We start from the raw sequence: 23,701 nt of genomic DNA, 5'->3' as shown, positions 1-23,701 counted from the left end.
CCCTAGACTCCGCCGACGACCCGCACCCGGCGCCGGCCCCGACGAGCGCCCGGGGCCGCGGCACACGGAGGAACACCGGTGGACCTGCAACAGTTCGGCGCCTATCGCATCGAGGCGCTGCTCGGCCGCGGCGGCATGGGCGAGGTCTACCGCGCCTTCGACACCGAGCACGACCGGACGGTCGCCCTCAAGGTCCTCTCCGAGCACCTCGCGGCGGACACGAGCTACCGGGAGCGCTTCCGGCGGGAGGCCCACCTGGCCGCCCGGCTCAACGAGCCGCACATCGTCCCGATCCACCGCTACGGCGAGATCGACGGCCGGCTCTTCCTCGACATGCGGCTCGTGCCCGGGCGCGACGTCGCGGCGGTGCTCGCCGAGGAGGGGCCCATGGACCCCCGCCGTGCGGTGTCGATCGTCAGCCAGACCGCGCGGGCGCTGGACGCCGCGCACGCCGACGGCCTCGTGCACCGCGACGTCAAGCCGTCCAACGTGCTGCTCACCGGCTCCGGCGAGGACGAGTTCGTCTACCTGGTCGACTTCGGCATCGCCCGGTCGACGACGGACGCGCAGGGCCCCTCGCTCACGCAGACCGGCGCCGCGCTCGGGTCGTTCGACTACATGGCGCCCGAGCGCTTCCTCGAGAAGCCGATCGACCGGCGGGTCGACGTCTACGCGCTGGCCTGCGTGCTCTTCGAGTGCCTCACCGCCCGCCGGCCGTTCACCGGCGACGGGCTGGCCACGCTCATGTACGCCCACCTCAACACCACGCCGCAGCCGCCCTCGGTGCTGCGGCCGGGCCTACCGCGGGCACTCGACGACGTCGTCCTCAAGGGCCTGGCCAAGGAGCCCGACGAGCGGTACCCGACGTGCGGCGAGCTGGCCGGGGCCGCGCGGGCGGCGCTGGCCTCCGGCGGTGTGGCACCGCGCACGGAGGCCGCACCCCCGACGTCGGTCACCCCGCTGCTGTTCCGTCCGCAGACCGTCGGCTTCGCCCCGGCCGGCGCCCCGGCCGGTCCGGCGACCGGGTACGGGCCGCCGTCGCACCCCGGCCTGCCCGGCGGCTACGGGCCGCCGTCCGACCCGGGCCCACCGGGCGGCTACCGACCGCCGTCGCACCCCGGCGCCTTCTACGGCCCGCCCTCCGGACCCGGCCCGGTCCCGGGCACCGGCTACCCGCCGCCCGGCGGCGCCTCGCCGTCGGGGCAGCGCCGGCCCAACCGCCTGCCGCTGGTCCTGGCCGGCATCGCGGCGCTGCTGGTGCTCGTCGTGGTCGCGGTGGTCGCGCTGACCACCGGGGGCGACGACCCGGTCGACACCACCGCGGGCGGCGGCACGAGCCAGGGCGGGGCCTCCGGCGGCACCGACACCGACACCGGCACCGACACCGGGACCTCCGGCGGCACGGGCACCGGCACCGACACCTCCGGCGGCACCGGCACGCCGGGCGGCGGCGCGACCGGCGGCGCCCAGGACGACCCGGCCGCCGAGCAGCAGCTGCTGTCGATCCTCCCCGGCGACTTCGACCCGGCCACGTGCAGCACGGAGACCCCGGCCGGCGACGGCGACCTGGCCGCCGTCTCGTGCGGCGGCTCGGGTCTCCAGCCGGGCCCGCAGGGCGCGAGCTTCTACCTGTACGAGGACGCGGCCTCGGTCGACGCGGTCTTCCTCGCCGACATGGCGCGCATCGGCGTCCCGGCGCTGCCCGCCGCGGTCCCCTGTCCCGACGCGCAGGGCTACGGCTACTACACGATCGGCCAGCAGCGGGCCGGGCGCATCGCCTGCTACGTCGACGAGGACGACGACGCCTACCTGGTGTGGACCCAGGACGAGTACGCCGCCGAGGCCGTCGTCGCCATCCCCGACGCCGGGCAGCAGGGCCTGGTCGACCTGCTGGCGTGGTGGGAGGAGCGCAGCCGGAGCGACTTCGCGCCCCGCTGAGCACACGCGACGGGCCCCGCTCCTCCCGGCCGGGAGGAGCGGGGCCCGTCGTCGTCCGTGCGCCGGTCAGACCCGGGCGGCGCCCAGGGCCGCGGCGGCCATCCGGTCGAGCCGGGTGGCCACCTGCTCGGCCGTGGTCGGCCGCTGCCCGACCGGGGCCAGGCACGCGGAGACCAGCGCCGCCTCCTCGTCGGTGAGCCCCGGGCTGATCGCCGGCTCGGCGCTCATGACCCGGCGGATGGCCAGCAGCGGCTCGCCGTCGGGCAGCTCGCCGTAGAGCCCGGTGCCGGTGAGCGCCCGGTTGAGGGTGGCACCGAGCGCGAAGACCTCGGTGGCCCGCGAGGGCCGCTCACCGCGCAGCAGCGCCGGGTCGAGGTACTCGACCGAGGCGGCGCTGGCCATCCCGGTCAGCGTGACGCCCGGGGCGAGGTAGCGGGCCAGGCCGAGGTCGGAGAGCTTGCCGCCCTCCTCGGTGAGCAGGATGTTGGCCGGCTTGACGTCCCCGTGGGTGAGACCGGCCTCGTGCAGCGCGTGCGCGGCGTGGGCGGCGTGGGCGACCGCGCGCAGCACCTCGCCGCGGCTCAGCGGCCGGGCCGGGGCGGCCAGCGAGCCGAGCGGGCAGTACTCCATGGCGTACAGGAAGCTGTCCTGCAGCACGGCGTCGTAGACCCGCACCAGGTAGGGCGAGGCCACCTGGGCGAAGGCGCGCAGCTCCCGCACCCCCCGCTCGTAGGCCTGCTCGCTGTGGCTGCCGGTGAAGACCTTGACCGCGACGTACTCGTCGGGCAGGCCGAGGCGAGCCGGGGGGCGGGCCAGGTAGAAGCGGCCGTTGTTGCCCTCACCCAGCACCCGGACCACCTGGTAGTCCGCGATGTTGGCGGGCGCCGCGCCCACCAGGCCGACGGCATCCATCCACGTCCTCCTGAGCTGTTCCCACCCCGGACCGGCCGGGACGCCGCGGTGCGGCAGCGCGTCAGTGTGCCGGGACGGCGGCCCTCCGGGAACCCGTTCGCGCCTGCCGTCGTCCCGCGCTCGGAAGGGCCCTGCGTGGCGTCCGGCGCCGCTAGCATCCGCGCCCGGCCTCGCGCCCTCCATCCCCACCCGGGCTCCGCAGCACGGACCCGGCCGCGCCTCCCGGAGCCGTCGTGGAACCCCACTCGATCCCCGAGATCACCGCCTACGTGTTCCTCGACCTGGCGGTCATCATGGTCATCGCCCGCCTCATGGGCAGACTGGCCGTGAAGGTCGGCCAGCCCGCCGTCATGGGCGAGATCATCGCCGGGATCCTGCTCGGTCCCACGCTGCTGGGCGCCCTGCCCGGCGACCTCGACACGGCGCTGTTCCCCCCAGACGTCCGCCCGTTCCTCAACGTGCTCGCCCAGCTCGGCCTGGTGCTGTTCATGTTCCTGGTCGGGCTCGAGGTGGACCTGTCGTTCATCCGCGGCCGGGAGCGGATCGCCGTCTCGGTGTCGGTCGCCTCGATCGTGCTGCCCTTCGCGCTCGGGGTGCTCCTGGCCACCTACCTGCACACGGCGCACGACGTCTTCACCAACGAGGACGGCACCACGAAGCCGATCTCCTTCGCCGGCTTCGCGCTGTTCATGGGCGTGGCGATGTCGATCACCGCGTTCCCGGTGCTGGCGCGCATCCTCGCCGAGCGGCAGATGCACCGGATCCCGACAGGTGTCCTGGCGCTGGCGTGCGCGGCGGTCGACGACGTCCTCGCCTGGGCGCTGCTCGCCGTCGTCGTCGCCGTGGTGACGGCCGGCTCGGTCGGCGGCGTCTTCCAGATCCTCCTGTGGTCGGTGGTCTTCGCCCTGGTGATGTTCCTGGTCGTACGGCCGCTGTTGAAGCTGCTCGTCGCCCGCTACGAGCGCTTCGGCCAGCTGACCCCGGAGATGCTCGCGCTGGTCCTCATCGGCATCCTCGGCAGCTCGTGGGTGACCGAGCAGATCGGCATCCACTTCATCTTCGGGGCGTTCGTCTTCGGGGTCGTCATGCCGCGGCAGGGCGCCGGCGCGCTCAACCACGAGATCATCGACCGGCTCGAACAGGTCAGCGTCCTGCTGCTGCTGCCGGTCTTCTTCGTGGTCACGGGCCTCAACGTCGACATCGGCGCGATCGACCTGACCGGCCTGGGCGAGCTGGGACTGATCCTGCTGGTCGCGATCTCGGGCAAGTTCATCGGCGCGTTCGCCGCCGCACGGGCGCAGCGGGTGCCCCGGCGACAGGCCACCGCACTCGCGACCCTGATGAACACACGCGGGCTGACCGAGCTGGTGATCCTCAACCTCGGCCGCGAGAACGGCGTGCTGGACGACACGGTGTTCACGCTCATGGTGATCATGGCGGTGGTCACCACGGTCATGACCTCACCCCTGCTGCACCTCGTCTACCCGACGCGCATCCTGCAGCGGGACATCGCCGCCGCCGAGCGGGCCGCGATGGGTCTGACCGACGCGTACACCGTCGTGGTCGTCGTCGACGACCCCGAGCGGGACGCCGGCCTGGTCGACCTGGCCTGCGACCTCGTCGGCCGTGAGGAGCCGGCACAGGTCCTGCTCACGCGGGTGGTGCGCCGGTCGCGGCCGAAGCCCGAGGTGGCCAGCGGTCTCGGCGCCGACCTGGAGCTCATGGCGACCGCGGCCGGGCAGCTGCGCACCCTGGCCCGGCAGGTGGAGGCCCGCGGCCTCAAGGCGTCGGTGGCCTCCCGGTTCAGCGAGGACCCCTGGGCCGAGGTCACCGACCTCGCCGGCAGCAGCCAGGCCGACGTGGTGCTCGTGCGCAGCGGCTGGGGCATCGCCGAAGGCGCGCACGCCGCCGCGGACGACGGCCCGGGCACCCCGTGGCCGTCGTCGCTGCAGGGCTCGGTGGTGGTCGTCTCGGGCGAGCTGGGCGAGGTCGGTCTGCGCCCGGCCGGCCCGGTCGCGGTGGTGCAGGACGGCGACGCCGACGGCCGCGCCGCGCTGCGACTGGCCGCCCACGCCGCCCTCGGCCGCGCCGTGCCGCTGCAGTTGCGCGCCGGCGAGGGACGGCGGGCCGGGCGCCGCCTGGGCACGGTCGCCGACTCCCTGCGCAAGGCCGGCGTCCAGGTGGCCGCGGAGACCGAGACGTTGCCGGCCCTGCTGGTGGCCCCCGCCGGCGCCGGCGCCGTCCCCGCCGCGGACGACCTGACGCCGATCCTGCTGGTGCACGCCGGCACGGCCGACAGCGACCGCGACATGGACGAGACGCTGGCCGGTCTCACCGCGGCACGCCCCGGGGCGGTCTGACCTCCCCTCCACGGGGCGGTCTGACCTCCCCTCCCCGGCGCCGGAGCCCGCGTCCCCGTCCGTGGGACCGCGGGCTCCAGCGTGCGGCGCTCCGTCGTCGAGGGCCGGCCGTCCGGGCCCGCCGTCCGGGAGGACTGCTCCCCCGCCGGGCCGGGCCCGGACACACCGGCGGCGCCCGCCTCCCGGATCGGGGAGGCGGGCGCCGGGTGGTGCGGTGGGGCCTCAGAAACCGCCGTGCGGCGACTCGAAGGCGAACTGCCGCCCGCCCATGCGGACGGCGGTGCCCGGGGTCAGCCGGACCGGCTGGTCGGGCACCAGCGAGGACCAGCCGGGCGCCCCGCGCGGAGCGACCAGTGTCCCGTTGGCCGAGCCGGTGTCGACCAGCAGCACGTCCCACCCCTCGAGGCGGATCTCGGCGTGGTGCCGGCTGACGCCACCGGTCTGGTCGAGCACCAGCAGCGGCCGGAGCTGACCGGAGGCGACCCGTTCGTCGGTCTCCGGCTCGCGGCCCAGCAGGTAGTCCATGTCGAGGCTGACCGTGGCGCCGTCGTCGAAGACCAGCAGCCCCAGCGGTGGGCGCGGTCCCTCCACGAGCACCGCGGTCTGCTGCGTGGTGCGGATGCCGCACAGTGCGCAGAAGCCGGCTCGCGGGTCGTTGAGGTGCCCGTTCTTGCAGAGGATGCCCTTGACCGAGGCGCGGTCGTCCCCGGGTTCCGCGGCCGGGGCCGCCGCCGACTCCTCGCCGCCCACGGTCGGCAGTGGCTCCCGGGGCGGCATCGGCTCGACGACCTCGCCGAACAGCAGCGTCGACTTCTCCGGCGGCGGCAGCTCGGCCGGCGGGGGAGGAACCGGTTCGGCCGCGACCGGGTGCTGGTGACCGTCGTGGTCGTCGTGGCCGTGCCCGGCGTGGTCCCCGGGACCGTGGTCCCCGTGAGCGTGGTCCCCGGGACCGGGGTGCGCGGGCTCGGCCGGCGCCGGGCCCGCGGTCACCGCCGTCCCCGCGGCCGGCCGCGCGGGCCGCGGCGGTGGCGGGGGCGGCGGGGGCGGCGGCGTCAGCGCGTGCGGGGCGGGCAGCCGCAGCTGCGTCGTCCCCGTCGGCACCGCACCGCTCACCGACGGCGCCGGGGCCGGGGAGAGCACGGCGGCCGCCCCGGGGACGGCACCGCCCTCCAGGTCGGCCAGCGGGTGCGGCGCGGTCCGGGCGGTCGAGCCGGCCGACAGGTGCAGCGCGGCCGGCGGCCAGGTGACGAACCGGTCGAGGACCAGCGTCCCGTTGTCGAGCTCCTCCCCCTCCGCGGGCGTCAGCCGCAGGCCCAGGTCGGGCACCTCGGCGCTGCCGCCGCCGGCGAGGACCAGTGCCAGCCCGTCCTCGGTCGCCGCGGCGACCGCGAACGACGGCGGGTCGGTGAGCGTGCCCAGCCAGCTGCGCAGCTCCTCGTGCAGCCGCCGTCCCGGTGCCCGGCTGCCGGCGGCCGACACCCGCCGGCACAGCGTGACCAGCTCGCCGACGTGCGCGTCCCCGGCCGGCGTCGCGACCGGGACGACGGGGACCGGCGCCGGCCCCCAGCCGACGAGCGCCGGCCTGGCCGGCGGCGTGCTCGGGCCGGGTGGCCGGGTGGTCACGCCGACGACGAGGAGCACCCCGGGCAGCCGGACGACGAGGTCCTGGCCCGGGGCGACCCGGACGGCGACCTGGTCGAACGGCGGCACCGTGGCCGGCCCGCCGGTGGCTCCGGTCAGGGGCACCGGCGGTGTGGCGACCGACATCAGATGAGCCTCCCGCCGTTGATCCGCCAGTGGATGAACGGCACGCGCATCGGGCCGTTGGCGACCAGCCACACGATCAGCCAGGTGCTGGCGAAGTGGATGGCGAAGGCCGGGCCGGGCAGCGAGTCGACCCACGGGATCGCGCCGCCGGCGAAGAGGAACCACACCAGCAGCCCCTCCGGGATGCCGGTGAGCAGGCCGAACAGCGTGGGCCAGTCCTTCTCCCACCGGAACTGCTGGATGCCGTGGTAGACGAACTCCCACAGCACCCCCAGCACGGTGATGACCAGCAGCACGGAGAAGGTCGCCCGGTACGACGCGCCCAGGGACGCCCCGGTGGGCAGGACGGGGGTGATGATCAGGGTCCAGATCGATCCGACCACGGCCAGCAGGAAGACCCTGGTCTGGATGCGGCCGTTGAGGGTGGGCAGCACGGGATGTCTCTCTCGGTCGTCGGGGTCGTCGTCGGGGTCGCCCGGTCGGTCAGATCTGCTTGTTCCGGACCCACTTCCACCACTGGCTGGTCGACCGTCCCGGCCCGAGCTTCTTGGCGAAGCCCTGCGCGATGAGGTCGTCGGCGATCTCCTGCGCGGCGATCTGCAGGCCGAAGAACGTGTCGACGCCGGGGAAGGGACCGCCGAGCGTCGCGCTGCCGGAGGCGTAGATCTTGCCGCCGTTCTGCGTGCCGGTGACCTCGAAGGTGCGCTGGACGTCCAGCCGGCCGACCGGGTTGCGCCCGGCGCCGGTGTGGTCGAGGAGGTCGGCCAGCACGCGGTGCTCGCGGATGTCGGCCTCGAGCCCGGTGCAGTCGATGACGGCGTCGAAGGTGCCGACCTGGGGGCCCTGGTCGGGCGTGGAGACGGTGACCTGGACCAGGTCGCCGGCCGGCCGCATGTCCTCGATCGAGCCGATCACCACCCGGTACCAGCCCTGGGCGCGGCCGCGCTTGAGCTGCTCCTGCCAGTCGCGGCGGATGGGGGTGTTGGTGCCGCCCATCTCCTCGTAGAGCCGCTTGCGCTCGGCACCCTCGCTGTGGCGGACCTGCTGCTTGAGCTGCCCGCCCCACACCGACTTCGGGTAGTTGAAGCCCTGGTAGGCCCAGCCGTCGGCGCCCTTGCGGCGCTTGAGGATCCCGGTGCCGTGCGGCTTGTCCACGTAGGTGCGGAACAGGTGCACGATCTGGGTCTGCAGGCCGCGCTGGTCGCGGTCGTCGATGAGCCGCTGCAGCACGCGCGAGGCCACGATGCCGCCGCCGCGGATGAGCACGGTGCCCGGGCGCTGGTGCAGCCGCTCGTAGACGTGCTCGTGCCGCTCGTAGGCGTTGACCACGCGGCTGTAGTCGTTGTGCTCGTTGCGGTAGCGCTGCAGGTCGGGCAGGAACTTCAGGCCGGGGTAGCCGACGGCCACGTGCACGAACTGGCTGCGGTAGGCGATCCGCTTGGTCGGCGTCGCGCCCTCGGGCGGGGTGAGGATCGTGAAGTACCCGCCGCCGACCCGACGGCGGACCATCCGGACCTGGCCGTGGACGACCATCTCGGGGTACCGGATGCGGTGCATCTCCTTCTCCATCGACGTGAACGCGTGACCCGCCTTGGGCGTGTAGTAGTTCGCGAAGATGGGCTCGACCAGCACGTTCCAGGCCTGCTTGAGGTTGCCCTGCAGGGCCTCGCGGATGGCGTAGCTCGGGAAGCCCCAGATGTTGTCGGGGCAGGACGAGGAGTCCGACCGCAGCCGCTCGGTGCGGGGGATCTGCGAGACCGTCGTCAGGTACTCGTAGCTCTCCCAGGGCGTCTTCAGCGGGGTGAGCACCCGCATGGCGCTCGTCGGGACGCCGCAGATGCGCAGGTAGTCGACGGTCACGAACGACCCGATGCCGCCGCCGAAGGTGACAAACGGGACGTCGATGATCGGGATGCCCGCCTCGGCCAGCATCTGGTCGGTCCAGAAGTCGCTGGCGATCAGCTGCTCGGTGAGGTCACCGGGCTGCGCCGCGGGCCGGGCGTGCTGGGGCGCGATCGTGCTCTCGCTCACGGTGGGGGTCCGTCCTCTGTGGGGAGGCGCCACTGTCAGGCGGGTGCGGTGGCCGTGTCAACGGATTCCCGCGCGGCTGCTGCGGACCTCCAGAGGAGCCCACCGGACGGCGTCCGGGGACCTCCGCGGAGGCGTTCAGGCGCTGCCGAAGCGGCGCTGCCGCGAGGCGTACTCCTCGCACGCGGCCCACAGGTGCCGGCGGTCGAAGTCGGGCCAGAGCGTGTCGAGGAAGACGAGCTCGGCGTAGGCCGACTGCCAGAGCAGGAAGTTGCTGGTCCGGTTCTCGCCGGAGCTGCGGACGAACAAGTCGACGTCGGGCATGTCGGGCTCGTCGAGGAAGCGGGCGACGGTGCGCTCGTCGACCTTGGCCGGGTCGAGCCGGCCGGCCGCGGCCTCCCGGGCGATCGCGGCGGCGGCGTCGGCGATCTCGGCGCGGCCGCCGTAGTTGACGCACATGGTCAGCGTGAGGACGTCGTTGTCCTTCGTGAGCTCCTCGGCGACCTCGAGCTCCTTGACCACGCTGCGCCACAGCCGCGGACGGCGCCCGGCCCACCGGACGCGGACGCCGAGCTCGTGCATCTCGTCGCGGCGGCGGCGGATGACGTCGCGGTTGAAGCCCATGAGGAAGCGGACCTCGTCGGGGCTGCGCCGCCAGTTCTCGGTGGAGAAGGCGTAGGCGCTGATCGCCCGGACGCCGAGCTCGATGGCGCCCTCGACGCAGTCGAACAGCGAGGACTCCCCCGCCTCGTGGCCCGCCGTCCGGGGCAGGCCCCGCTGCTTGGCCCAGCGGCCGTTGCCGTCCATCACGATCGCGACGTGCCCCGGCACCCTGTCGGCGGGGATCGACGGTGGCCGCGCGCCCGACGGGTGCGGGTTCGGGGCCTTCACCTCACGCATCGTGCACGAGGCCCGCCTCCCGGCGCGGGGCGACGTCGGAGCGGTCGACCAGGGGCAGCGAGCGCAGGCCGCGCTCGAGGTGCCACTGCAGCAGCGCGGCGACCAGCCCGCTGCCCTCGCGCCGCTGGGGGTTCTCGCTGGCCTCGGCGGTGTCCCAGTCGCCGGACAGCAGCGCCTCCAGGTGCCCGATGGTCACCGGGTTGGGCATCGCCGAGCCGGTCGGACGGCAGGCGGGGCAGACCGAGCCGCCGGCCGGGACGGAGAAGTGCCGGTGCGGGCCCTCGACGCCGCAGCGGGCGCAGTCGCCCAGCGCCGGCTCCCACCCGGCCACCGACATGGCGCGCAGCAGGAACGCGTCGAGCACCAGCCCCGCCGGGTGGGTGCGGTCGGACAGCGCCCGCAGCGCGCCGATGACGAGGAGGAACAGCCGCAGGTTGGGCTCCTTCTCCTCCTCCGCCATCAGCCGGTCGGCGGTCTCGAGCACCGCGGTCCCGGCGGTGTAGGCCGGGTAGTCGCCGGCGATGACCGAGCCGTAGGAGCGCAGGGACTCCGCCTGGCTGACGATGTCGAGGTTCCGCCCGGTGTAGAGCTGCAGGTCGACGTGGCTGAACGGCTCGAGCCGCGCGCCGAACTTGCTCTTGGTGCGGCGCACGCCCTTGGCCACCGCGCGGACCTTGCCGTGGCGGCGGGTGAGGACCGTGATGATCCGGTCGGCCTCCCCCAGCTTCTGGGTGCGCAGGACGACGCCCTCGTCGCGGTACAGCGACTTCGGTGTGGTGCTCACTCAGTACCCGAGCCTGTTCAGCTTCTTGGGGTCGTCCTGCCACTCGCCGAGCACCGTGACGTGCAGGTCCAGGTGCACCCGGGCGCCGAGCAGCGTCTCGATGCCGGGCCGGGCCTCGCTGCCGATCGCCTTGATGACCGACCCGCCCCGGCCGAGCAGCATCGGCTTCTGGCTGGGGCGCTCGCAGTGCAGCAGGGCGTGCACCTCGACCAGCTCGCCGCCGTCCCGCTTGGGGTCGGTGCGGCGGTTCATCTCCTCGATCGTGACGGCGAGGGAGTGCGGCACCTCCTGGAAGACCTTCTCCAGGGCGGCCTCGCGGACCAGCTCGGCGATCTGCCGCTCGACGTCCTCGTCGGTGGTCTGCTCCTCCGGGTAGAGCGGCGGGCCCTCGGGGAGCAGGCCGACCAGCAGGTCCTCCAGCAGCTCGACCTGATCGCCCCGCACCGCGCTCACCGGCACGACCTCGGCGGCCTCGACGAGCTGGCTGGCGGCCACCAGCTGCTCGGCGACCTGCGTCCTGCTCGCGGCGTCGGTCTTGGTCACGACCACGACCACCGGCGTCGTCAGGCCCTGCAGCTGGCGGGCGATGTACCGGTCGCCGGTGCCGACCGGCTGGTCGGCCGGGATGCACAGGACGACGACGTCGACCTCGGAGAGGGTGTCGCGGACGACGTCGTTGAGGCGCCGGCCGAGCAGGCTCTTCGGCTTGTGCAGGCCGGGGGTGTCGACGAGGACCAGCTGGCCGCTCGGGCGGTGCACGACGCCGCGGATGGCGTGCCGCGTGGTCTGCGGCCGGTTGCTGACGATGCCGACCTTCTCGCCGACGAGGGCGTTGGTCAGCGTCGTCTTGCCGGCGTTGGGGCGGCCCACCAGGCAGGCGAAGCCGCTGCGGTACGGCTGCTCCGGCGTGCTCACCGGCCCAGTCTCCCACTCACCGGAGACATCCCCGCGGAGGGCGGCGATGATCAGGTGGGGGCTTCAGGCGGTGGTGCGGACCGCGCCGTCGGGGCCGGCGAGGTGGACGGGCGCGGACGGCGTCAGGTCGTGGACGGCGGCCAGCCCGGCCTCCTCCACGGCGTCGGCGTCGGACACGACCGCGGCGGCCTCCAGGCCCTCCACCCCGCTCGACACGGCGGCGGCCACCGCGGCCTGCAGCGCCGACAGCGTCAGCGAGGGCAGCGCGACGCTCGCGGCGACGTAGGTGCGCCCGTCGGTGTCCCGCACGGCGGCGCCCTCCGGCGCGCCGGTGCGGCCGCGCGCGGAGCGGGCGAGGGTGACGAGCTTGGCGTCCTCGGGCTGCAGGTCGGGCACGGGACGAGTGTCCTACCGGTGGTTCCGGCCCTCCCGCAGGGGCCCGGCGCCGGCCCCGTCCGGAGGCTCGTCCCGAGCGTGCGAGGGGTGAGGGGGATGGGGCCCTTCCGCGGTGGGGGGCGGAAGGGTCCCTCCTCAGCCGTCCACGTCGGTCCGCACCGTCAGCCCTCGACGCCGGCGGTGACGTCCGCGCGGGTGGCCCCCGACTGGTGCTCGGCGTCGTCGGAGGGCACCGGCACCCGGCAGACCAGGATGGTGTCGATGCGGTTGCGCCGTCCGCCGGTGCTCTCGGCCACCAGCCGCAGCCCCGCGACCTCGGCCTGCGAGCCCTCGATCGGCACCAGGCCCAGCTCGCGGGCGAGCAGCCCGCCGACGGTCTCGACGTCGTCGTCGCGGGGCAGCTCGACGTCGAAGAGCTCGGCGAGGTCCTCGACCGGCAGCCGGGCGGTGATCCGCACCGACCCGTCGTCGAGGTGCTCGACCGGCGGGCGCTGCACGGCGTCGTGCTCGTCGGCGATCTCGCCGACGATCTCCTCGAGGATGTCCTCGATGGTGACCAGCCCGGCGAAGCCGCCGTACTCGTCGACCACGATCGCGATGTGGGTGCGGCGGGCCTGCATGTCGCGCAGCAGCTCGTCGACCGGCTTGGACTCCGGCACGAACGCCGGCGGGCGCATGAGCTCCTCGACCCGCGGGCCGCGGCTCTCGCCGAGGTTCTGCGACCGGCGGACGAGGTCCTTGAGGTAGACGACGCCCACGACGTCGTCGACGTTCTCGCCGATCACCGGGATGCGGCTGAACCCGCTGCGCAGGGCCAGCGCCAGGGCCTGCCGGAGGGTCTTGGTGCGCTCGATCCAGACGACGTCGGTGCGCGGCACCATGACCTCGCGGGCGATGGTGTCGCCCAGCTCGAACACCGAGTGGATCATCTGCCGCTCACCGGACTCGACGACGCCGCGCTCCTCGGCGAGGTCGACGAGCTCGCGCAGCTCGACCTCGGTGGCGAACGGGCCGTCGCGGAAGCCGCGGCCGGGGGTGATCGCGTTGCCGACCAGGATGAGCAGCGTGGCCACCGGGCCGAGCACCCGGCCGAGCAGCCGCACCAGCCCGGCGGTGGCCAGCGCGGTCGGGTAGGCGTGCTGGCGGCCCAGCGTCCGCGGGCCGACGCCGACCAGCACGTAGCTGACGACGGTCATCACGGCGGCGGCGGTGAGCGCGGTCTGCCAGCCGACGCCCCACAGCCCGGCGAGGACGACGGCGAGCAGGACCGCCGCGACCATCTCGCAACCGATGCGCAGGAGCAGCAGCAGCGCCACGTGCCGGGCGCGCTCGTCGACGACCTGCTCGAGGGTGGCCGCCCGCCGCACGCCCGCGCGGCGCAGCTCCTCGACCCGGGCCCTGGACACCCGCTGGAGGGCGGCGTCCATGGCGCCGAACAGGCCGGCCAGCGGCACCAGGGCGATCGCGACGACCAGCAGCGTGACCGCGGCGGTGTTCATCGCGACCCGCTCACGTCGGGCCGCTGCCCCGTTCGGCCGGCTCCCCGGTGACCGGCTCCCGCGGCGCCGCGCGCCAGCCCTCGAGCAGGCGGGTCTGCAGGCCGAACATCTCCCGCTCCTCCTCCGGCTCCATGTGGTCGTAGCCGAGCAGGTGCAGCACGCCGTGGGTGGCCAGCAGCAGCAGCTCGTCGTCCATCGAGTGGCCGGCCGCGCGGGCCTGCCGGACGGCCACCGACGGGCACAGCACGACGTCGCCGAGCAGCGCGGGACCGGGATCGGGGTCGTCGGGCCGGGCGGTGTCGAGCTCGTCCATGGGGAAGGCCAGGACGTCGGTCGGGCCCTTCTCCCCCATCCAGCGCTCGTGCAGCACGCCCATGTAGTCGGGGTCGACGCACAGCACCGACAGCTCGGCCATCGGGTTGACGCCCAGCTCGGTGAGCACGTAGCGGCAGACGCCGGTCAGCTCCGCCTCGTCGACGGCGATCTCGGACTCGTTGGCCACCTCGACGGGCACGCCGCTCAGCTCCCCTGCCGGCGCGGCCGGGCGGTGCGGGGCGGCGCGGAGGGGCGCCCGGCGCCCTGCTGCTGGCCGGCGTCCCAGCGCTCGTAGGCGTCGACGATGTCGCCGACCAGCCGGTGCCGCACGACGTCGGAGCTGGTCAGGTTGGCGAAGTGCACGTCCTCGATGCCGTCGAGGATCTCCCGGACGATCTTCAGGCCGCTCTGCGCGCCGCCGGGCAGGTCGACCTGGGTGACGTCGCCGGTGACGACGATCTTGGAGCCGAAGCCGAGGCGGGTGAGGAACATCTTCATCTGCTCGGCGGTGGTGTTCTGCGCCTCGTCCAGGATGACGAACGCGTCGTTCAGCGTCCTGCCGCGCATGTAGGCCAGCGGCGCGACCTCGATCGTCCCCGACTGCATGAGCCGCGGGATCGACTCGGGGTCGACCATGTCGTGCAGCGCGTCGTAGAGCGGCCGCAGGTACGGGTCGATCTTCTCGCTCAGCGTGCCGGGCAGGTAGCCCAGGCGCTCCCCGGCCTCGACCGCGGGCCGGGTGAGGATGATCCGGTTGACCTGCTTGGCCTGCAGCGCCTGCACGGCCTTGGCCATGGCCAGGTAGGTCTTGCCGGTGCCGGCCGGGCCGATGCCGAAGACGATCGTGTGCGCGTCGATGGCGTCGACGTAGCGCTTCTGGTTCAGCGTCTTGGGCCGGATGGTGCGGCCCCGGCGGCTGAGGATGTCCAGGCTGAGGACGTCGGCCGGGCGCTCGGAGCCGCCGCTGCGCAGCATGCCGATGACCCGGCGCACCGAGTCCGGCCGCAGCGCCTGGCCGGTGCCGAGCAGGGCGATGAGCTCGTCGAACACCCGGACGGCGAACGCGTTGTCGGCCGGCTGCCCGGTCACGGCGATCTCGTTGCCGCGGACGTGGACGTCGGCGGTGAGCTCGCCCTCCACCAGCCGGAGCAGCTCGTCGCCGGAGCCGAGCAGGGCGACCATCGACACGGAGTCGGGGACGGTGATCGTCGTGCGGACCGCGGCGGGGGCGGTGTCCGCGAGCGCGCTGTCGGCTGCGGCGGCCTGGGCGGAGGCCTCACGCGACGAGGGGGCGCCGGGCACGGGGACGTTCGGGGAGGTATCGGGCAAGTGCCCTCGACCCTGCCTTCCTGGCACGGGGGTACTGACCCGTCGAGTCTACCCGGGCCCGCGGGGCAGGACCCGCCCTCACGGGGGTCCTCACCTCCCGCTGTAGGTGGCCTTGCCCGGCCCGTCGTCCAGGAAGGAGGCCACCGCGCCGCGCAGGTCGGCGGTGGCGAACAGCGGGCCGGAGACCTGCGGGGTGATCTCGTCGGCGGCCCGCACCCCGTGCCGGACGGCGGTGGTGACCAGCCGCTTGGTGGCCGCGTGCGCCAGCGTCGGCCCGGCCGCGACCCGGCGGGCGTAGTCGCGGGCGGCCTCGGCGAAGCCCTCGTCGGGCAGCACCCGGTTGACGACGTCCCACCGCTCCAGGACCGCGGCCGGGTAGCGCTCGCCGGTGAAGATCAGCTCCTTGGCGCGGGCCGGGCCGGCGCGCTCGACCAGCCGCTGCGGCCCGCCCATCGACGGGGTGAGCCCGACGACGATCTCCACCAGCCCGAACGAGGCGCGCTCGGCGGCGAGCAGGACGTCGCAGGCCAGCGAGATCTCGAAGGCGGCGGTCAGCGTGAGGCCGTGCGCGGCGAAGACGGTGGGGACCGGCAGGTCCTCGATCGTCTGCGCGATCCGCAGCAGCCGGGCCCACAGCGCCGCGCCCCGCTGCCCCGGGTCCGGGCCCTCGGCGATCTCCCGGAAGGCGGTGACGTCCACGCCGCCGGACACCACCCTGCCGCGGGCCTCGACCAGCACCGCGCGGGCCCGGTCGGGCCGGCCGGGCGCGGTGAGCGCAACAAGCTCGGCGGCCGCCTGCTCGAAGCCGGCGAACACCGGCTCGTCGAACAGGTTCAGCGGCGGGGCCTCGAGGACGACGACGGCGACGTCGCCGTCCCGCTCGATCCGGACGGGGGCAGCGCTGCCGTCGGTCATGCCCGCAGCCTGGCAGCCCGGGCGACACGACCGCGAGGGGTCGGACCGGATCTCCCCGCCCCGGTGGTACCGGTACGTCGCGATCCCCGGCGATGAGGCTGCCCGGGGCGTCCCACCTGCGCGCCGCGGTGGCGCTGCTGCCGGCCGACGCCGTCCCCGCCCTCGCCGAGCTCGGCTTCCGGTGCGGCGACAGCTGCCACCGCCCGTCCGACGACCAGACCCTGCACCTCCGGACGGCGGGCGACCGGATCGCCGAGGTCACGTTCGACCTCCCGGAGGACCCCGCGGCCGGCCGCTGGGCCACCGAGCACCTGCCGTTCCCGACCCCCGAGGTCGAGCCGGCCGTCCGTGCCGTGCTGGCGCGGTCGCACGGCGAGGGGCGCCCCTTCGCCGGCGTGGTGGCCGGGACGGTCCTCGTCGTGGACACCCCGCGGCCCTGGTCTCAGGGGGCGACCCCGTCCCCGGGTTCACCGTGACGATCGGCGCGCCGCTGGTCCCCCTGGTGTGACGGCCGGCCCGCCGGCGGCGGTGACGCTGCCCGAGGTCAGCCCGGCGGCCAGGTCATGGGGCGGCCACCCAGGACGTGCAGGTGCAGGTGGTGCACCGTCTGCCCCGCCGCTGGTCCGGTGTTCGTGACCACCCGGTAGCCGGGCTCGACACCGTCCTCGGTGGCCAGCCCCTCCTGCACGGCCACCGCCGCGGCGGCCCGGACCACGGCGCCCAGCAGGTCGGGGTCGGCCTGCGCCACGGCGGCCACGGTCGGGTGGTGGTCCTTGGGGATCACCAGGACGTGCGTCGGGGCCTGGGGGTTGATGTCGCGGAAGGCCAGCGTCCGGTCGGTCTCGTGCACCACGTCGGCCGGGATCTCACCGGCCACCATGCGGCAGAACAGGCAGTCGCTCACGGGCCGACCCTAGAAGGACCCCCTCGCCCCCCACACCTCGCTCCGCTCGGCGCGGGCCCCTGCGCGGGGGCCGCCCCAGCACGGCACCGGCCCCCTACACCTCGCTCCGCTCGGCGCGGGCCCCTGCGCGGGGCCGCTCCAGCACCATGGGGCCACCCGCGCCAGGATGGGCGGCACCCGACCCGTCGCCCTGGAGGTGTCCCGTGCCCGTCCCCCGCTGCAGGACGTAGTGGGCTCCCGTCGCGCTCTCCGGTCGGGGAGCCCCGAGATCCCGTCCCCCTCCCGCCGCGCGTTCCTCGCCGGCACCGCGCTCGCCCTCGCCACGGCGGCCTGCGGCCGCTCGTCCCCCGTCACCTCCGCCACGCCCGCCCGGACGCTGACCATCGGGGCCATCCCCGACCAGGACCCGGAGGTCCTGCAGCGCCTCCACGGCACCGTCGCCGACGCCGTGTCCGCGGCGCTCGACCTCGACGTCGTCTACACGCCGGTCACCGACTACGGCGCCGCCGTCTCCCTCTTCCGCACCGGCGACCTCGACCTCGTCTGGTTCGGCGGGCTCACCGGCGTACAGGCCCGGCTGCAGACGCCGGGCGCGCAGCCGATCGCGCAGCGCGACATCGACGCGGACTTCCACTCGGTGTTCGTCGTCCACGCCTCCACCGGGCTCGCGCCGTCGGACGACCTGCGCCCGCTGGCACCGCTGCGGTTCACCTACGGCAGCGAGACCTCCACGTCGGGCCGGCTGATGCCCGCGTGGTTCCTCCAGCAGGCCGGCGTCGACCCGCAGGGCTTCCCCGGCGGCCCCGGCTTCTCCGGCTCGCACGACGCCACACTGCAGCTGGTCGCCTCGGGCAGCTACCAGGCCGGCGTGCTCAACGAGCAGGTGTGGAGCTCCCGGTCGCAGGAGGGCGCCGTCGACCCCGCCGTCGTCCGCTACGCCCGGACGCCGGGCTACCCCGACTACCACTGGCTGCTCGGCCCGCAGGCCGCCGACCTCGCCGACCCGTTGCGCGCGTACTTCACCGGGCTGCGCGCCGACGACCCCGGCGACGCGGCGGTGCTCGACCTGTTCGGCGCCGGCTCCTTCGTGCCGGCCGCGGCCGCCGACTACGACCGGATCGAGGAGATCGGCCGCAGCCTGGGACTGGTCACCTGAGCGCCGTCCTGCGGCTGACCGGCGTCACCGTCCGCTTCGGGACGGCGACCGCGCTCGACTCCGTGGACCTGACCGTCGGTCCCGGCGAGCGGGTGGCCGTCGTCGGGGCGTCGGGCGCCGGGAAGTCGACGCTGCTGGGGGTGGCCAACGGCGCGGTGCCGCCGTCGGCCGGGTCGGTGCAGGTGCTGGGGCAGGACCCGGCCGCGCTGCGCGGGGCCGCGCTGCGCCGGCTGCGCGCGCGGGTGGGCACGGTGCACCAGCACCTGGAGCTGGCCGGCCCGCTGCGGGTGGTGCACGAGGTCAACGCCGGGCGGCTCGGCACGTGGCCGGCGGCGCGGGCGGCGTGGTCGCTGCTGCGGCCGCAGGGCGTGCCCGAGGTGGTGGCCGCGCTGGAGCGGGTGGAGCTGGCCGACCGGGTGTTCGACCGCACCGACGCGCTGTCGGGCGGGCAGCGCCAGCGGGTGGCCGTGGCCCGGCTGCTGGTGCAGCGGCCCGACCTCGTGCTGGCCGACGAGCCGGCGTCCGCGCTCGACCCGGTGCTCACCGACCGGGTGCTCGAGCTGCTGACCGGGCCGGCGGGCCGGGGTGGCGCCCTGGTCGCCGCGCTGCACGACCCGGCGCTGGCGCTGCGGCACTGCGACCGGGTGGTGGGGCTGGCCGCCGGCCGGGTGGCACTCGACGCCCCGGCCGCTTCGCTGTCGGCCGCCGACCTCGCCGCCTTCTACGGGACCGCGGCGTGACGGCGGTCCTCGACCGGGCCCCGGCGCCGGCGGTCCCCCGGCTGCGGCGGGACCGTCGGCGATGGGCGTGGGGGCTGGCCGCGCTGGTCGCCGTCGGGTGGTCGCTGGCCGGCGCCGTCGACGGGGACGTGCTCAACCCGGCCGGCGTCGGACAGTTCGGCCGGTTCGCCGCGGCCGCCCTCTCCCCCGCGGTCGACGGCGCCTTCCTCGGCGTGCTCGCCACCGCGGCGCTGGTCACCGTCGCCTACGCCGTCCTCGGCGCCGCGCTGGCCCTGCTGCTCGGGGCGTTGGGCGCGGTGCTCGTCGCGCGCACCACCTGGGGACGGCGCCGGCTGGGCTGGACGGCGGCCCGCGGCGTGCTCGCCGTCCCCCGCGGGCTGCACGAGGCGGTGTGGGGCCTGCTGCTGGTCAACGTGCTGGGACTGGACCCCTGGGTGGGCGTCCTGGCGATCGGCCTGCCCTACGGCGCGGTGACGGCGAAGGTGTTCGCCGACCTGCTCGACGAGGTGCCGCGCGGGCCGTACGCGGCGCTGCTGGCCGCCGGGTCGGGCCGGGTGGCCGCCGCGCTGTACGGGCTGCTGCCGCAGGCGTCCGGCGGGCTGCTGTCCTACGCGTTCTACCGGCTGGAGTGCGCCGTCCGGTCGGCCGTGGTGCTGGGGATGGTCGGCGCGGGCGGGCTGGGCTACCAGCTGGCGCTGTCGTTCACGTCGCTGCGCTGGCCGCAGGTGTGGAGCGCGGTGTACGCGCTGGCGCTGCTGTGCCTGGCCGCCGACGTCGCCGGCCGGGCGGTGCGCCACCGGGTGGCCGCGCCGCGGCGGCGGGCCGGGGCGCTCTCCCGCGACCGGTTGCTGACCGCGGCGGTGCTGGGCACGGTCGCCGCCGTCGCCTGGTCGTGGTGGTACCTGGCCCTCGCGCCGGCGTCGCTGCTGTCCGGGCGGACGCGGGGGCAGGTGGGCTACGTGCTCGGCGCCGCCTGGCCGCCCGCGACCGACGGCGACCTGCTGGCCGAGGTCGGGCGCCAGGCGGTGGTCACGGTGCGGATGTCGGTGCTGGCCGTCGCGGTCGCCACGGTCGGCGCGGTGCTGCTCGCCGGGATCGCCGCCCACCCGCCGGGGCGGGTCGGCCCCGGGCGACGGGCGGCCGGGCTGGTCGTGCGGGCCGCGCTGCTGCTGCTGCGTGCGGTGCCGCCGCCGGTGTGGGCGCTGGTCCTGCTGTTCGTGCTGCTGCCCGGCGTGCTGCCCGGTGCGCTGGCGCTCGGTGTCTACACGCTCGGGGTGCTGGGACGGCTGGCCGCCGAGGCGGTCGAGGAGGCCGACCCGCGGCCGCGGGCGGCGCTGACCGCGCTCGGCGCCCGCCCGGCGAGCGGGTGGCTCTACGGGGTGGCGCCTGCGGCGGCCGGGGCGGTGCTGGCCTTCGCGCTGTACCGGTGGGAGGTCGCCGTCCGCGACACGCTGCTGGTCGGCCTGCTCGGCGCCGGCGGGCTCGGGGCGCTGTTGGCCTCGGAGCTGGCGGCCTTCGACTGGCCCGCGGTGGCCACGGTGCTCGTCGCCACGGTGGTGCTGACCCTCGCCGTCGACCTGGTCGGCGACCGCGCCCGCCGCACCCTGCGGTGAGCCGGTCCGGACACGTCCTCCCGCACCGCAGGGCCTCCTCCCCCACCGCCCACCGTCAGGGAGGACGCGCGACGACCAGGTCACCTGATCACCGCGCCGGGACCGCTACCGCCAGCGGGTGGGGACCGACAGCGCGGCCAGGGCGGCGGCGCCCGCGGTGGAGGTCCGCAGCACCTCCGGGCCGAGCCGCACGACCTGGGCGCCCGCGGCGCGCAGCGCGACCACCTCGCCGTCGGTGAGCCCGCCCTCGGGGCCGACGACGACGGCGACCGTCCCGCTCGACGGCACCTCGACGCCGGTCAGCGGACGGCGGGCCTGCTCGTGCAGCACCAGGGCCAGGTCGACGTCGCCGAGCTCGCCGCACACCTGGCGGGTGGTCATCAGCTCGGCGACCTCGGGCACCCGCGGCCGGCGCGACTGCTTGCTCGCCGCCCGTGCCGCCGCCCGCCACCTCGCCAGGCCCTTCTCGACGCGGTCCTCGCGCCAGCGGGTGACGCAGCGCGAGGCCGCCCACGGGACGATCCGGTCGACGCCGAGCTCGGTGGCCAGCTCGACGGCGAGCGGCCCGCGGTCGCCCTTGGGCAGCGCCTGCACCAGCCACAGCTCCGGCTCGGCCGGCGGCACGTCGTAGCGGGCCGCCACCTGGACCCGCAGGCCGGCGGGGCCGGCGTCGAGCACCGTGCCCTCGGCCACGGTGCCGCGGCCGTCGCCGACGCGCACCGGCTCACCGGCGGTCAGCCGCAGGACGTCGACGGCGTGCCGGCCCTCGGCGCCGTCGACCAGGACCTCGGGTGCCTCCGGCAGCTCGTCGAGCAGGAAGAGCGGGGCGCCGTCGAGGGCGGGGCGGGCGTCGTCGGAGGCCGGGACGCTCACTTGAACGGGTTCCGGACCCGCGCGAACAGCCCGCCGGGGGTCTCCCCGGCCGCCGACGCGGGACGGTCCTCGCCGCGCAGCACCGCCAGCTCGCGCAGCAGCTTCTCCTGCTCGGCGTCGAGCCGGGTCGGCGTCTGCACGTCGACGTGCACCAGCAGGTTGCCCCGGCCGGTGGCGCGCAGCCGGGGCGCGCCCTTCCCGCGCAGCGTGAGCACGGTGCCCGGCTGGGTGCCCGGGCGGACGTCGACGTCGGTGTCCTCGCCGTCGAGGAGCGTCAGCGGCAGCGTGGTGCCGAGCGCGGCGGCGGTCATCGGCAGGGTGACCCGGCAGTGCAGGTCCTCGCCGTCGCGGGTGAACACGTCGTGCGGGCGCTCGCGGATCTCCACGTAGAGGTCGCCGGCCGGCCCGCCGCCGGGGCCCACCTCGCCGCGGCCGGTGAGCCGGATGCGCATGCCGTCCTCGACGCCCGCGGGCACCTTCACCGGGATGGTCCGGCGGGCGCGCACGCGGCCCTCGCTGCCGCACTCGGGGCACGGGTCGGGGATGACCTGGCCGGTGCCCGCGCAGCTGGGACAGGGCCGGGTCGACACGACCTGGCCGAGGAAGGACCGCTGCACGCTCTGCACCTCGCCCCGCCCGGAGCAGGTGGTGCAGGTGACCGGATAGGTGCCCGGCGCGGTGCCGGCGCCGCTGCACGTGCCGCACAGGACGGCGGTGTCGACGGTGATCTCCTCCGTCGTCCCGAACACCGTCTGCTCGAGGTCGAGCTCGATGCGGATGAGGGCGTCGTCCCCCTCCCGCACCCGGCTGCGGGGCCCGCGGCCGCCCATCCCGCCGGCGCCGCCGAAGAAGGCGTCCATGATGTCGCCGAGCCCGCCGAAGCCGGCCTGACCGAACGGCGAGCCGCCACCGGCGCCGGGGCCGGTGTCGAACGGGTCGCCGCCGAGGTCGACGATGCGGCGCTTGTCCGGGTCGGTCAGCGCCTGGTACGCGCGGCTGACCTCCTGGAAGCGCTCCTTGGCCTCGGGGTCGGGGTTGACGTCGGGGTGCAGGTCGCGCGCCAGCCGCCGGTAGGCCTTCTTGATGTCGGCGTCGGACGCGCCCCGGGACAGCCCGAGGACGCCGTAGTAGTCGGTTGCCATGGAGTCGCAGACCTCAGCTCTCGGCCAGCAGCTGGCCGACGTAGCGGGCCACGGCGCGGACCGCGGCCATGTTCCCCGGGTAGTCCATGCGGGTCGGGCCGACGATGCCCAGTCCCCCCAGTGCCCGGTCTCCGGTTCCGTACCCCACGGACACGACCGATGCACCGGCCAGTGCCTCGTGGGCGTTCTCCTCGCCGATGCGCACGAGCACCGTCCCGCCGGCGTCGACCTCGCTGATCAGCTTGAGGACGACGACCTGCTCCTCGAGCGCCTCGAGCAGCGGGCGGAGGCTGCCCGGGAAGTCGACGGCGGTGCGGGCCAGGTTCGCCGTCCCGCCGACGACCAGGCGGTCCTCGCCCGGCTCGACCAGCGTCTCGACCAGCGCGGCGCTCATCGCGGCGACCAGCCCGCGCAGGTGCGGCGGCGCGGTGTCGACCAGGTCGGGCACCTTGCCGCCGGCGTCGCCCAGCCGCGCGCCGCCGAAGGCGGAGTTGAGCAGGGCGCGCAGGTCGGCGACGTCGTCGCGGGCGACGTCGACGGGGCACTCGACGACCCGCTGCTCCACCCGGCCGGTGTCGGTGATGAGCACCAGCAGCAGCCGGGAGGCGGTCAGCTGGACGACCTCGAGGTGGCGGACGGCGCTGCGCGCGAGCGTCGGGTACTGGACGACGGCGACCTGGTGGGTGAGCTGGGCCAGCAGGCGCACCGTGCGGCCCAGGACGTCGTGCAGGTCGACGGCGCCGTCGAGGAAGCGCTCGACCGCCTTGCGCTCGGCGGCCGACAGCGGCTTGACCGCCGAGAGCCGGTCGACGAACAGGCGGTAGCCCTTGTCGGTGGGCACCCGGCCGGCGCTGGTGTGCGGCTGGGTGATGTAGCCCTGCTCCTCGAGGACGGCCATGTCGTTGCGGATGGTGGCCGGCGAGACGCCGAGGTCGTGCCGCTCGGCGAGGGCCTTGCTGCCCACCGGGTCGTTGGTGGAGACGTAGTCCTGCACGATCGCCCGCAGGACCTGCAGACGGCGCTCGTCGTGCGCCACGGTGACACCTCCCCGTACCGGTCGACGTGCCCGTGCGGGCGGCCCCGAGCGGGCGCTGCCCGCGCGCACCGGGCTCGCCGGCGGGCTGGCACTCGCACGGATCGAGTGCCAGCCCAGCATACGACCGGCGGGCGCTCGCGTCTCGGAGCGCGCACCGTCCTCCCCCGCGGGGGGCGACG

At 75.5% G+C, this 23,701-nt stretch carries 22 protein-coding genes; 6 read left to right on the top strand and 16 right to left on the bottom strand.

Annotated elements, in window-relative coordinates:
• Positions 1–78: 78 nt before the first annotated feature.
• A complete protein-coding gene (locus tag JOD57_RS20170) occupies positions 79–1,938 on the top strand; it encodes a serine/threonine-protein kinase (RefSeq protein ID WP_204693645.1) in 1,860 nt (619 codons plus the stop codon).
• Between the two features lie 66 nt (positions 1,939–2,004).
• Here JOD57_RS20170 and JOD57_RS20165 read toward each other — a convergent pair whose 3' ends face one another.
• Complete coding sequence (locus tag JOD57_RS20165; RefSeq protein WP_204693644.1) at positions 2,005–2,850, bottom strand: protein kinase domain-containing protein; 846 nt, start codon at positions 2,848–2,850, stop codon at positions 2,005–2,007.
• A 233-nt stretch (positions 2,851–3,083) separates the two neighbouring features.
• Between JOD57_RS20165 and JOD57_RS20160 the strand changes: the two genes are divergently transcribed.
• Positions 3,084–5,210, top strand: coding sequence for a cation:proton antiporter domain-containing protein (locus JOD57_RS20160; RefSeq protein ID WP_204693643.1), 2,127 nt, complete (start codon positions 3,084–3,086; stop codon positions 5,208–5,210).
• 222 nt (positions 5,211–5,432) lie between these two features.
• On the opposite strand, the gene JOD57_RS20155 is transcribed toward JOD57_RS20160, so the two are convergent.
• From JOD57_RS20155 to JOD57_RS20105, 11 genes are all read right to left on the bottom strand, one after another.
• The gene (locus JOD57_RS20155) at positions 5,433–6,977 is read right to left on the bottom strand and encodes an FHA domain-containing protein (RefSeq protein ID WP_204693642.1); all 1,545 of its coding nucleotides are present in this window, start codon (positions 6,975–6,977) and stop codon (positions 5,433–5,435) included.
• A complete protein-coding gene (locus JOD57_RS20150; protein ID WP_204693641.1) occupies positions 6,977–7,411 on the bottom strand; it encodes a hypothetical protein in 435 nt (144 codons plus the stop codon). The genes JOD57_RS20155 and JOD57_RS20150 overlap by 1 nt, the downstream gene beginning before the upstream one ends.
• A 49-nt stretch (positions 7,412–7,460) precedes the next feature.
• Complete coding sequence (locus JOD57_RS20145; protein WP_204693640.1) at positions 7,461–9,008, bottom strand: FAD/NAD(P)-binding protein; 1,548 nt, start codon at positions 9,006–9,008, stop codon at positions 7,461–7,463.
• 135 nt (positions 9,009–9,143) lie between these two features.
• Positions 9,144–9,905: an isoprenyl transferase gene (locus JOD57_RS20140; protein ID WP_204693639.1), complete on the bottom strand. Its 762-nt coding sequence runs from the start codon at positions 9,903–9,905 to the stop codon at positions 9,144–9,146.
• Positions 9,898–10,689 (bottom strand): DNA repair protein RecO, encoded by a 792-nt coding sequence (gene recO / locus JOD57_RS20135; RefSeq protein ID WP_204693638.1) that lies wholly within the window; start codon positions 10,687–10,689, stop codon positions 9,898–9,900. Before recO ends, JOD57_RS20140 begins: the two co-directional genes overlap by 8 nt.
• A complete protein-coding gene (gene era / locus JOD57_RS20130; protein ID WP_204693637.1) occupies positions 10,690–11,604 on the bottom strand; it encodes a GTPase Era in 915 nt (304 codons plus the stop codon).
• 63 nt (positions 11,605–11,667) lie between these two features.
• Positions 11,668–12,000, bottom strand: coding sequence for a cytidine deaminase-like protein (locus tag JOD57_RS20125; RefSeq protein ID WP_204693636.1), 333 nt, complete (start codon positions 11,998–12,000; stop codon positions 11,668–11,670).
• Positions 12,001–12,161: 161 nt separating this feature from the next.
• On the bottom strand, positions 12,162–13,499 hold the full coding sequence (locus JOD57_RS20120) for a hemolysin family protein (protein WP_204693635.1): 1,338 nt from the start codon (positions 13,497–13,499) through the stop codon (positions 12,162–12,164).
• A gap of 10 nt (positions 13,500–13,509) precedes the next feature.
• Positions 13,510–14,013: an rRNA maturation RNase YbeY gene (gene ybeY, locus JOD57_RS20115; RefSeq protein WP_204693634.1), complete on the bottom strand. Its 504-nt coding sequence runs from the start codon at positions 14,011–14,013 to the stop codon at positions 13,510–13,512.
• Positions 14,014–14,018: 5 nt separating this feature from the next.
• Positions 14,019–15,116, bottom strand: a complete 1,098-nt coding sequence (locus JOD57_RS20110) for a PhoH family protein (RefSeq protein WP_204693633.1) — start codon at positions 15,114–15,116, stop codon at positions 14,019–14,021.
• A gap of 117 nt (positions 15,117–15,233) precedes the next feature.
• Positions 15,234–16,058 carry an enoyl-CoA hydratase/isomerase family protein gene (locus JOD57_RS20105; RefSeq protein ID WP_204693632.1) on the bottom strand — a complete coding sequence of 275 codons (825 nt, stop codon included), beginning with the start codon at positions 16,056–16,058 and terminating at the stop codon, positions 15,234–15,236.
• A 92-nt stretch (positions 16,059–16,150) separates the two neighbouring features.
• On the opposite strand from JOD57_RS20105, the gene JOD57_RS20100 reads away from it, so the two are divergent.
• Positions 16,151–16,534: a hypothetical protein gene (locus tag JOD57_RS20100; protein WP_204693631.1), complete on the top strand. Its 384-nt coding sequence runs from the start codon at positions 16,151–16,153 to the stop codon at positions 16,532–16,534.
• 68 nt (positions 16,535–16,602) lie between these two features.
• On the opposite strand, the gene JOD57_RS20095 is transcribed toward JOD57_RS20100, so the two are convergent.
• Positions 16,603–16,962 (bottom strand): histidine triad nucleotide-binding protein, encoded by a 360-nt coding sequence (locus tag JOD57_RS20095; protein ID WP_307824813.1) that lies wholly within the window; start codon positions 16,960–16,962, stop codon positions 16,603–16,605.
• 229 nt (positions 16,963–17,191) lie between these two features.
• Here JOD57_RS20095 and JOD57_RS20090 point away from each other — a divergent pair, with 229 nt between their 5' ends.
• The 3 genes from JOD57_RS20090 (at position 17,192) to JOD57_RS20080 (ending at position 20,471) form a co-directional block, all read left to right on the top strand.
• Positions 17,192–18,118: a putative selenate ABC transporter substrate-binding protein gene (locus JOD57_RS20090; protein ID WP_307824812.1), complete on the top strand. Its 927-nt coding sequence runs from the start codon at positions 17,192–17,194 to the stop codon at positions 18,116–18,118.
• A 62-nt stretch (positions 18,119–18,180) separates the two neighbouring features.
• Positions 18,181–18,858, top strand: a complete 678-nt coding sequence (locus JOD57_RS20085; RefSeq protein WP_307824811.1) for a phosphonate ABC transporter ATP-binding protein — start codon at positions 18,181–18,183, stop codon at positions 18,856–18,858.
• Positions 18,855–20,471 carry a PhnE/PtxC family ABC transporter permease gene (locus tag JOD57_RS20080; protein WP_204693629.1) on the top strand — a complete coding sequence of 539 codons (1,617 nt, stop codon included), beginning with the start codon at positions 18,855–18,857 and terminating at the stop codon, positions 20,469–20,471. Before JOD57_RS20085 ends, JOD57_RS20080 begins: the two co-directional genes overlap by 4 nt.
• A 105-nt stretch (positions 20,472–20,576) precedes the next feature.
• Here JOD57_RS20080 and JOD57_RS20075 read toward each other — a convergent pair whose 3' ends face one another.
• From JOD57_RS20075 to hrcA, 3 genes are read right to left on the bottom strand one after another with little or no spacing between them, the layout of a single operon-like run.
• Entirely contained in the window at positions 20,577–21,344 is a 768-nt protein-coding gene (locus JOD57_RS20075) for a 16S rRNA (uracil(1498)-N(3))-methyltransferase (RefSeq protein WP_204693628.1), read from the bottom strand.
• The gene (gene dnaJ, locus JOD57_RS20070) at positions 21,341–22,486 is read right to left on the bottom strand and encodes a molecular chaperone DnaJ (RefSeq protein WP_204693627.1); all 1,146 of its coding nucleotides are present in this window, start codon (positions 22,484–22,486) and stop codon (positions 21,341–21,343) included. The genes JOD57_RS20075 and dnaJ overlap by 4 nt, the downstream gene beginning before the upstream one ends.
• 13 nt (positions 22,487–22,499) lie before the next feature.
• Entirely contained in the window at positions 22,500–23,522 is a 1,023-nt protein-coding gene (gene hrcA, locus JOD57_RS20065; RefSeq protein ID WP_307824810.1) for a heat-inducible transcriptional repressor HrcA, read from the bottom strand.
• Positions 23,523–23,701: the final 179 nt, after the last annotated feature.

Origin of the sequence: Geodermatophilus bullaregiensis (assembly GCF_016907675.1) — a bacterium.
Taxonomy (GTDB): domain Bacteria; phylum Actinomycetota; class Actinomycetes; order Mycobacteriales; family Geodermatophilaceae; genus Geodermatophilus; species Geodermatophilus bullaregiensis.
This window is presented reverse-complemented; position numbering and strand designations above follow the sequence as displayed.

What these genes read in the sequence shown, in the direction of transcription:
- JOD57_RS20165 (WP_204693644.1), bottom strand. Translation starts at nt 2,850, where the DNA reads ATGGATGCCGTCGGCCTGGTGGGCGCGGCGCCCGCCAACATCGCGGAC.
- JOD57_RS20155 (WP_204693642.1), bottom strand. Translation starts at nt 6,977, where the DNA reads ATGTCGGTCGCCACACCGCCGGTGCCCCTGACCGGAGCCACCGGCGGG.
- JOD57_RS20140 (WP_204693639.1), bottom strand. Translation starts at nt 9,905, where the DNA reads ATGCGTGAGGTGAAGGCCCCGAACCCGCACCCGTCGGGCGCGCGGCCA.
- JOD57_RS20120 (WP_204693635.1), bottom strand. Translation starts at nt 13,499, where the DNA reads ATGAACACCGCCGCGGTCACGCTGCTGGTCGTCGCGATCGCCCTGGTG.
- JOD57_RS20105 (WP_204693632.1), bottom strand. Translation starts at nt 16,058, where the DNA reads ATGACCGACGGCAGCGCTGCCCCCGTCCGGATCGAGCGGGACGGCGAC.
- JOD57_RS20100 (WP_204693631.1), top strand. Translation starts at nt 16,151, where the DNA reads ATGAGGCTGCCCGGGGCGTCCCACCTGCGCGCCGCGGTGGCGCTGCTG.
- dnaJ (WP_204693627.1), bottom strand. Translation starts at nt 22,486, where the DNA reads ATGGCAACCGACTACTACGGCGTCCTCGGGCTGTCCCGGGGCGCGTCC.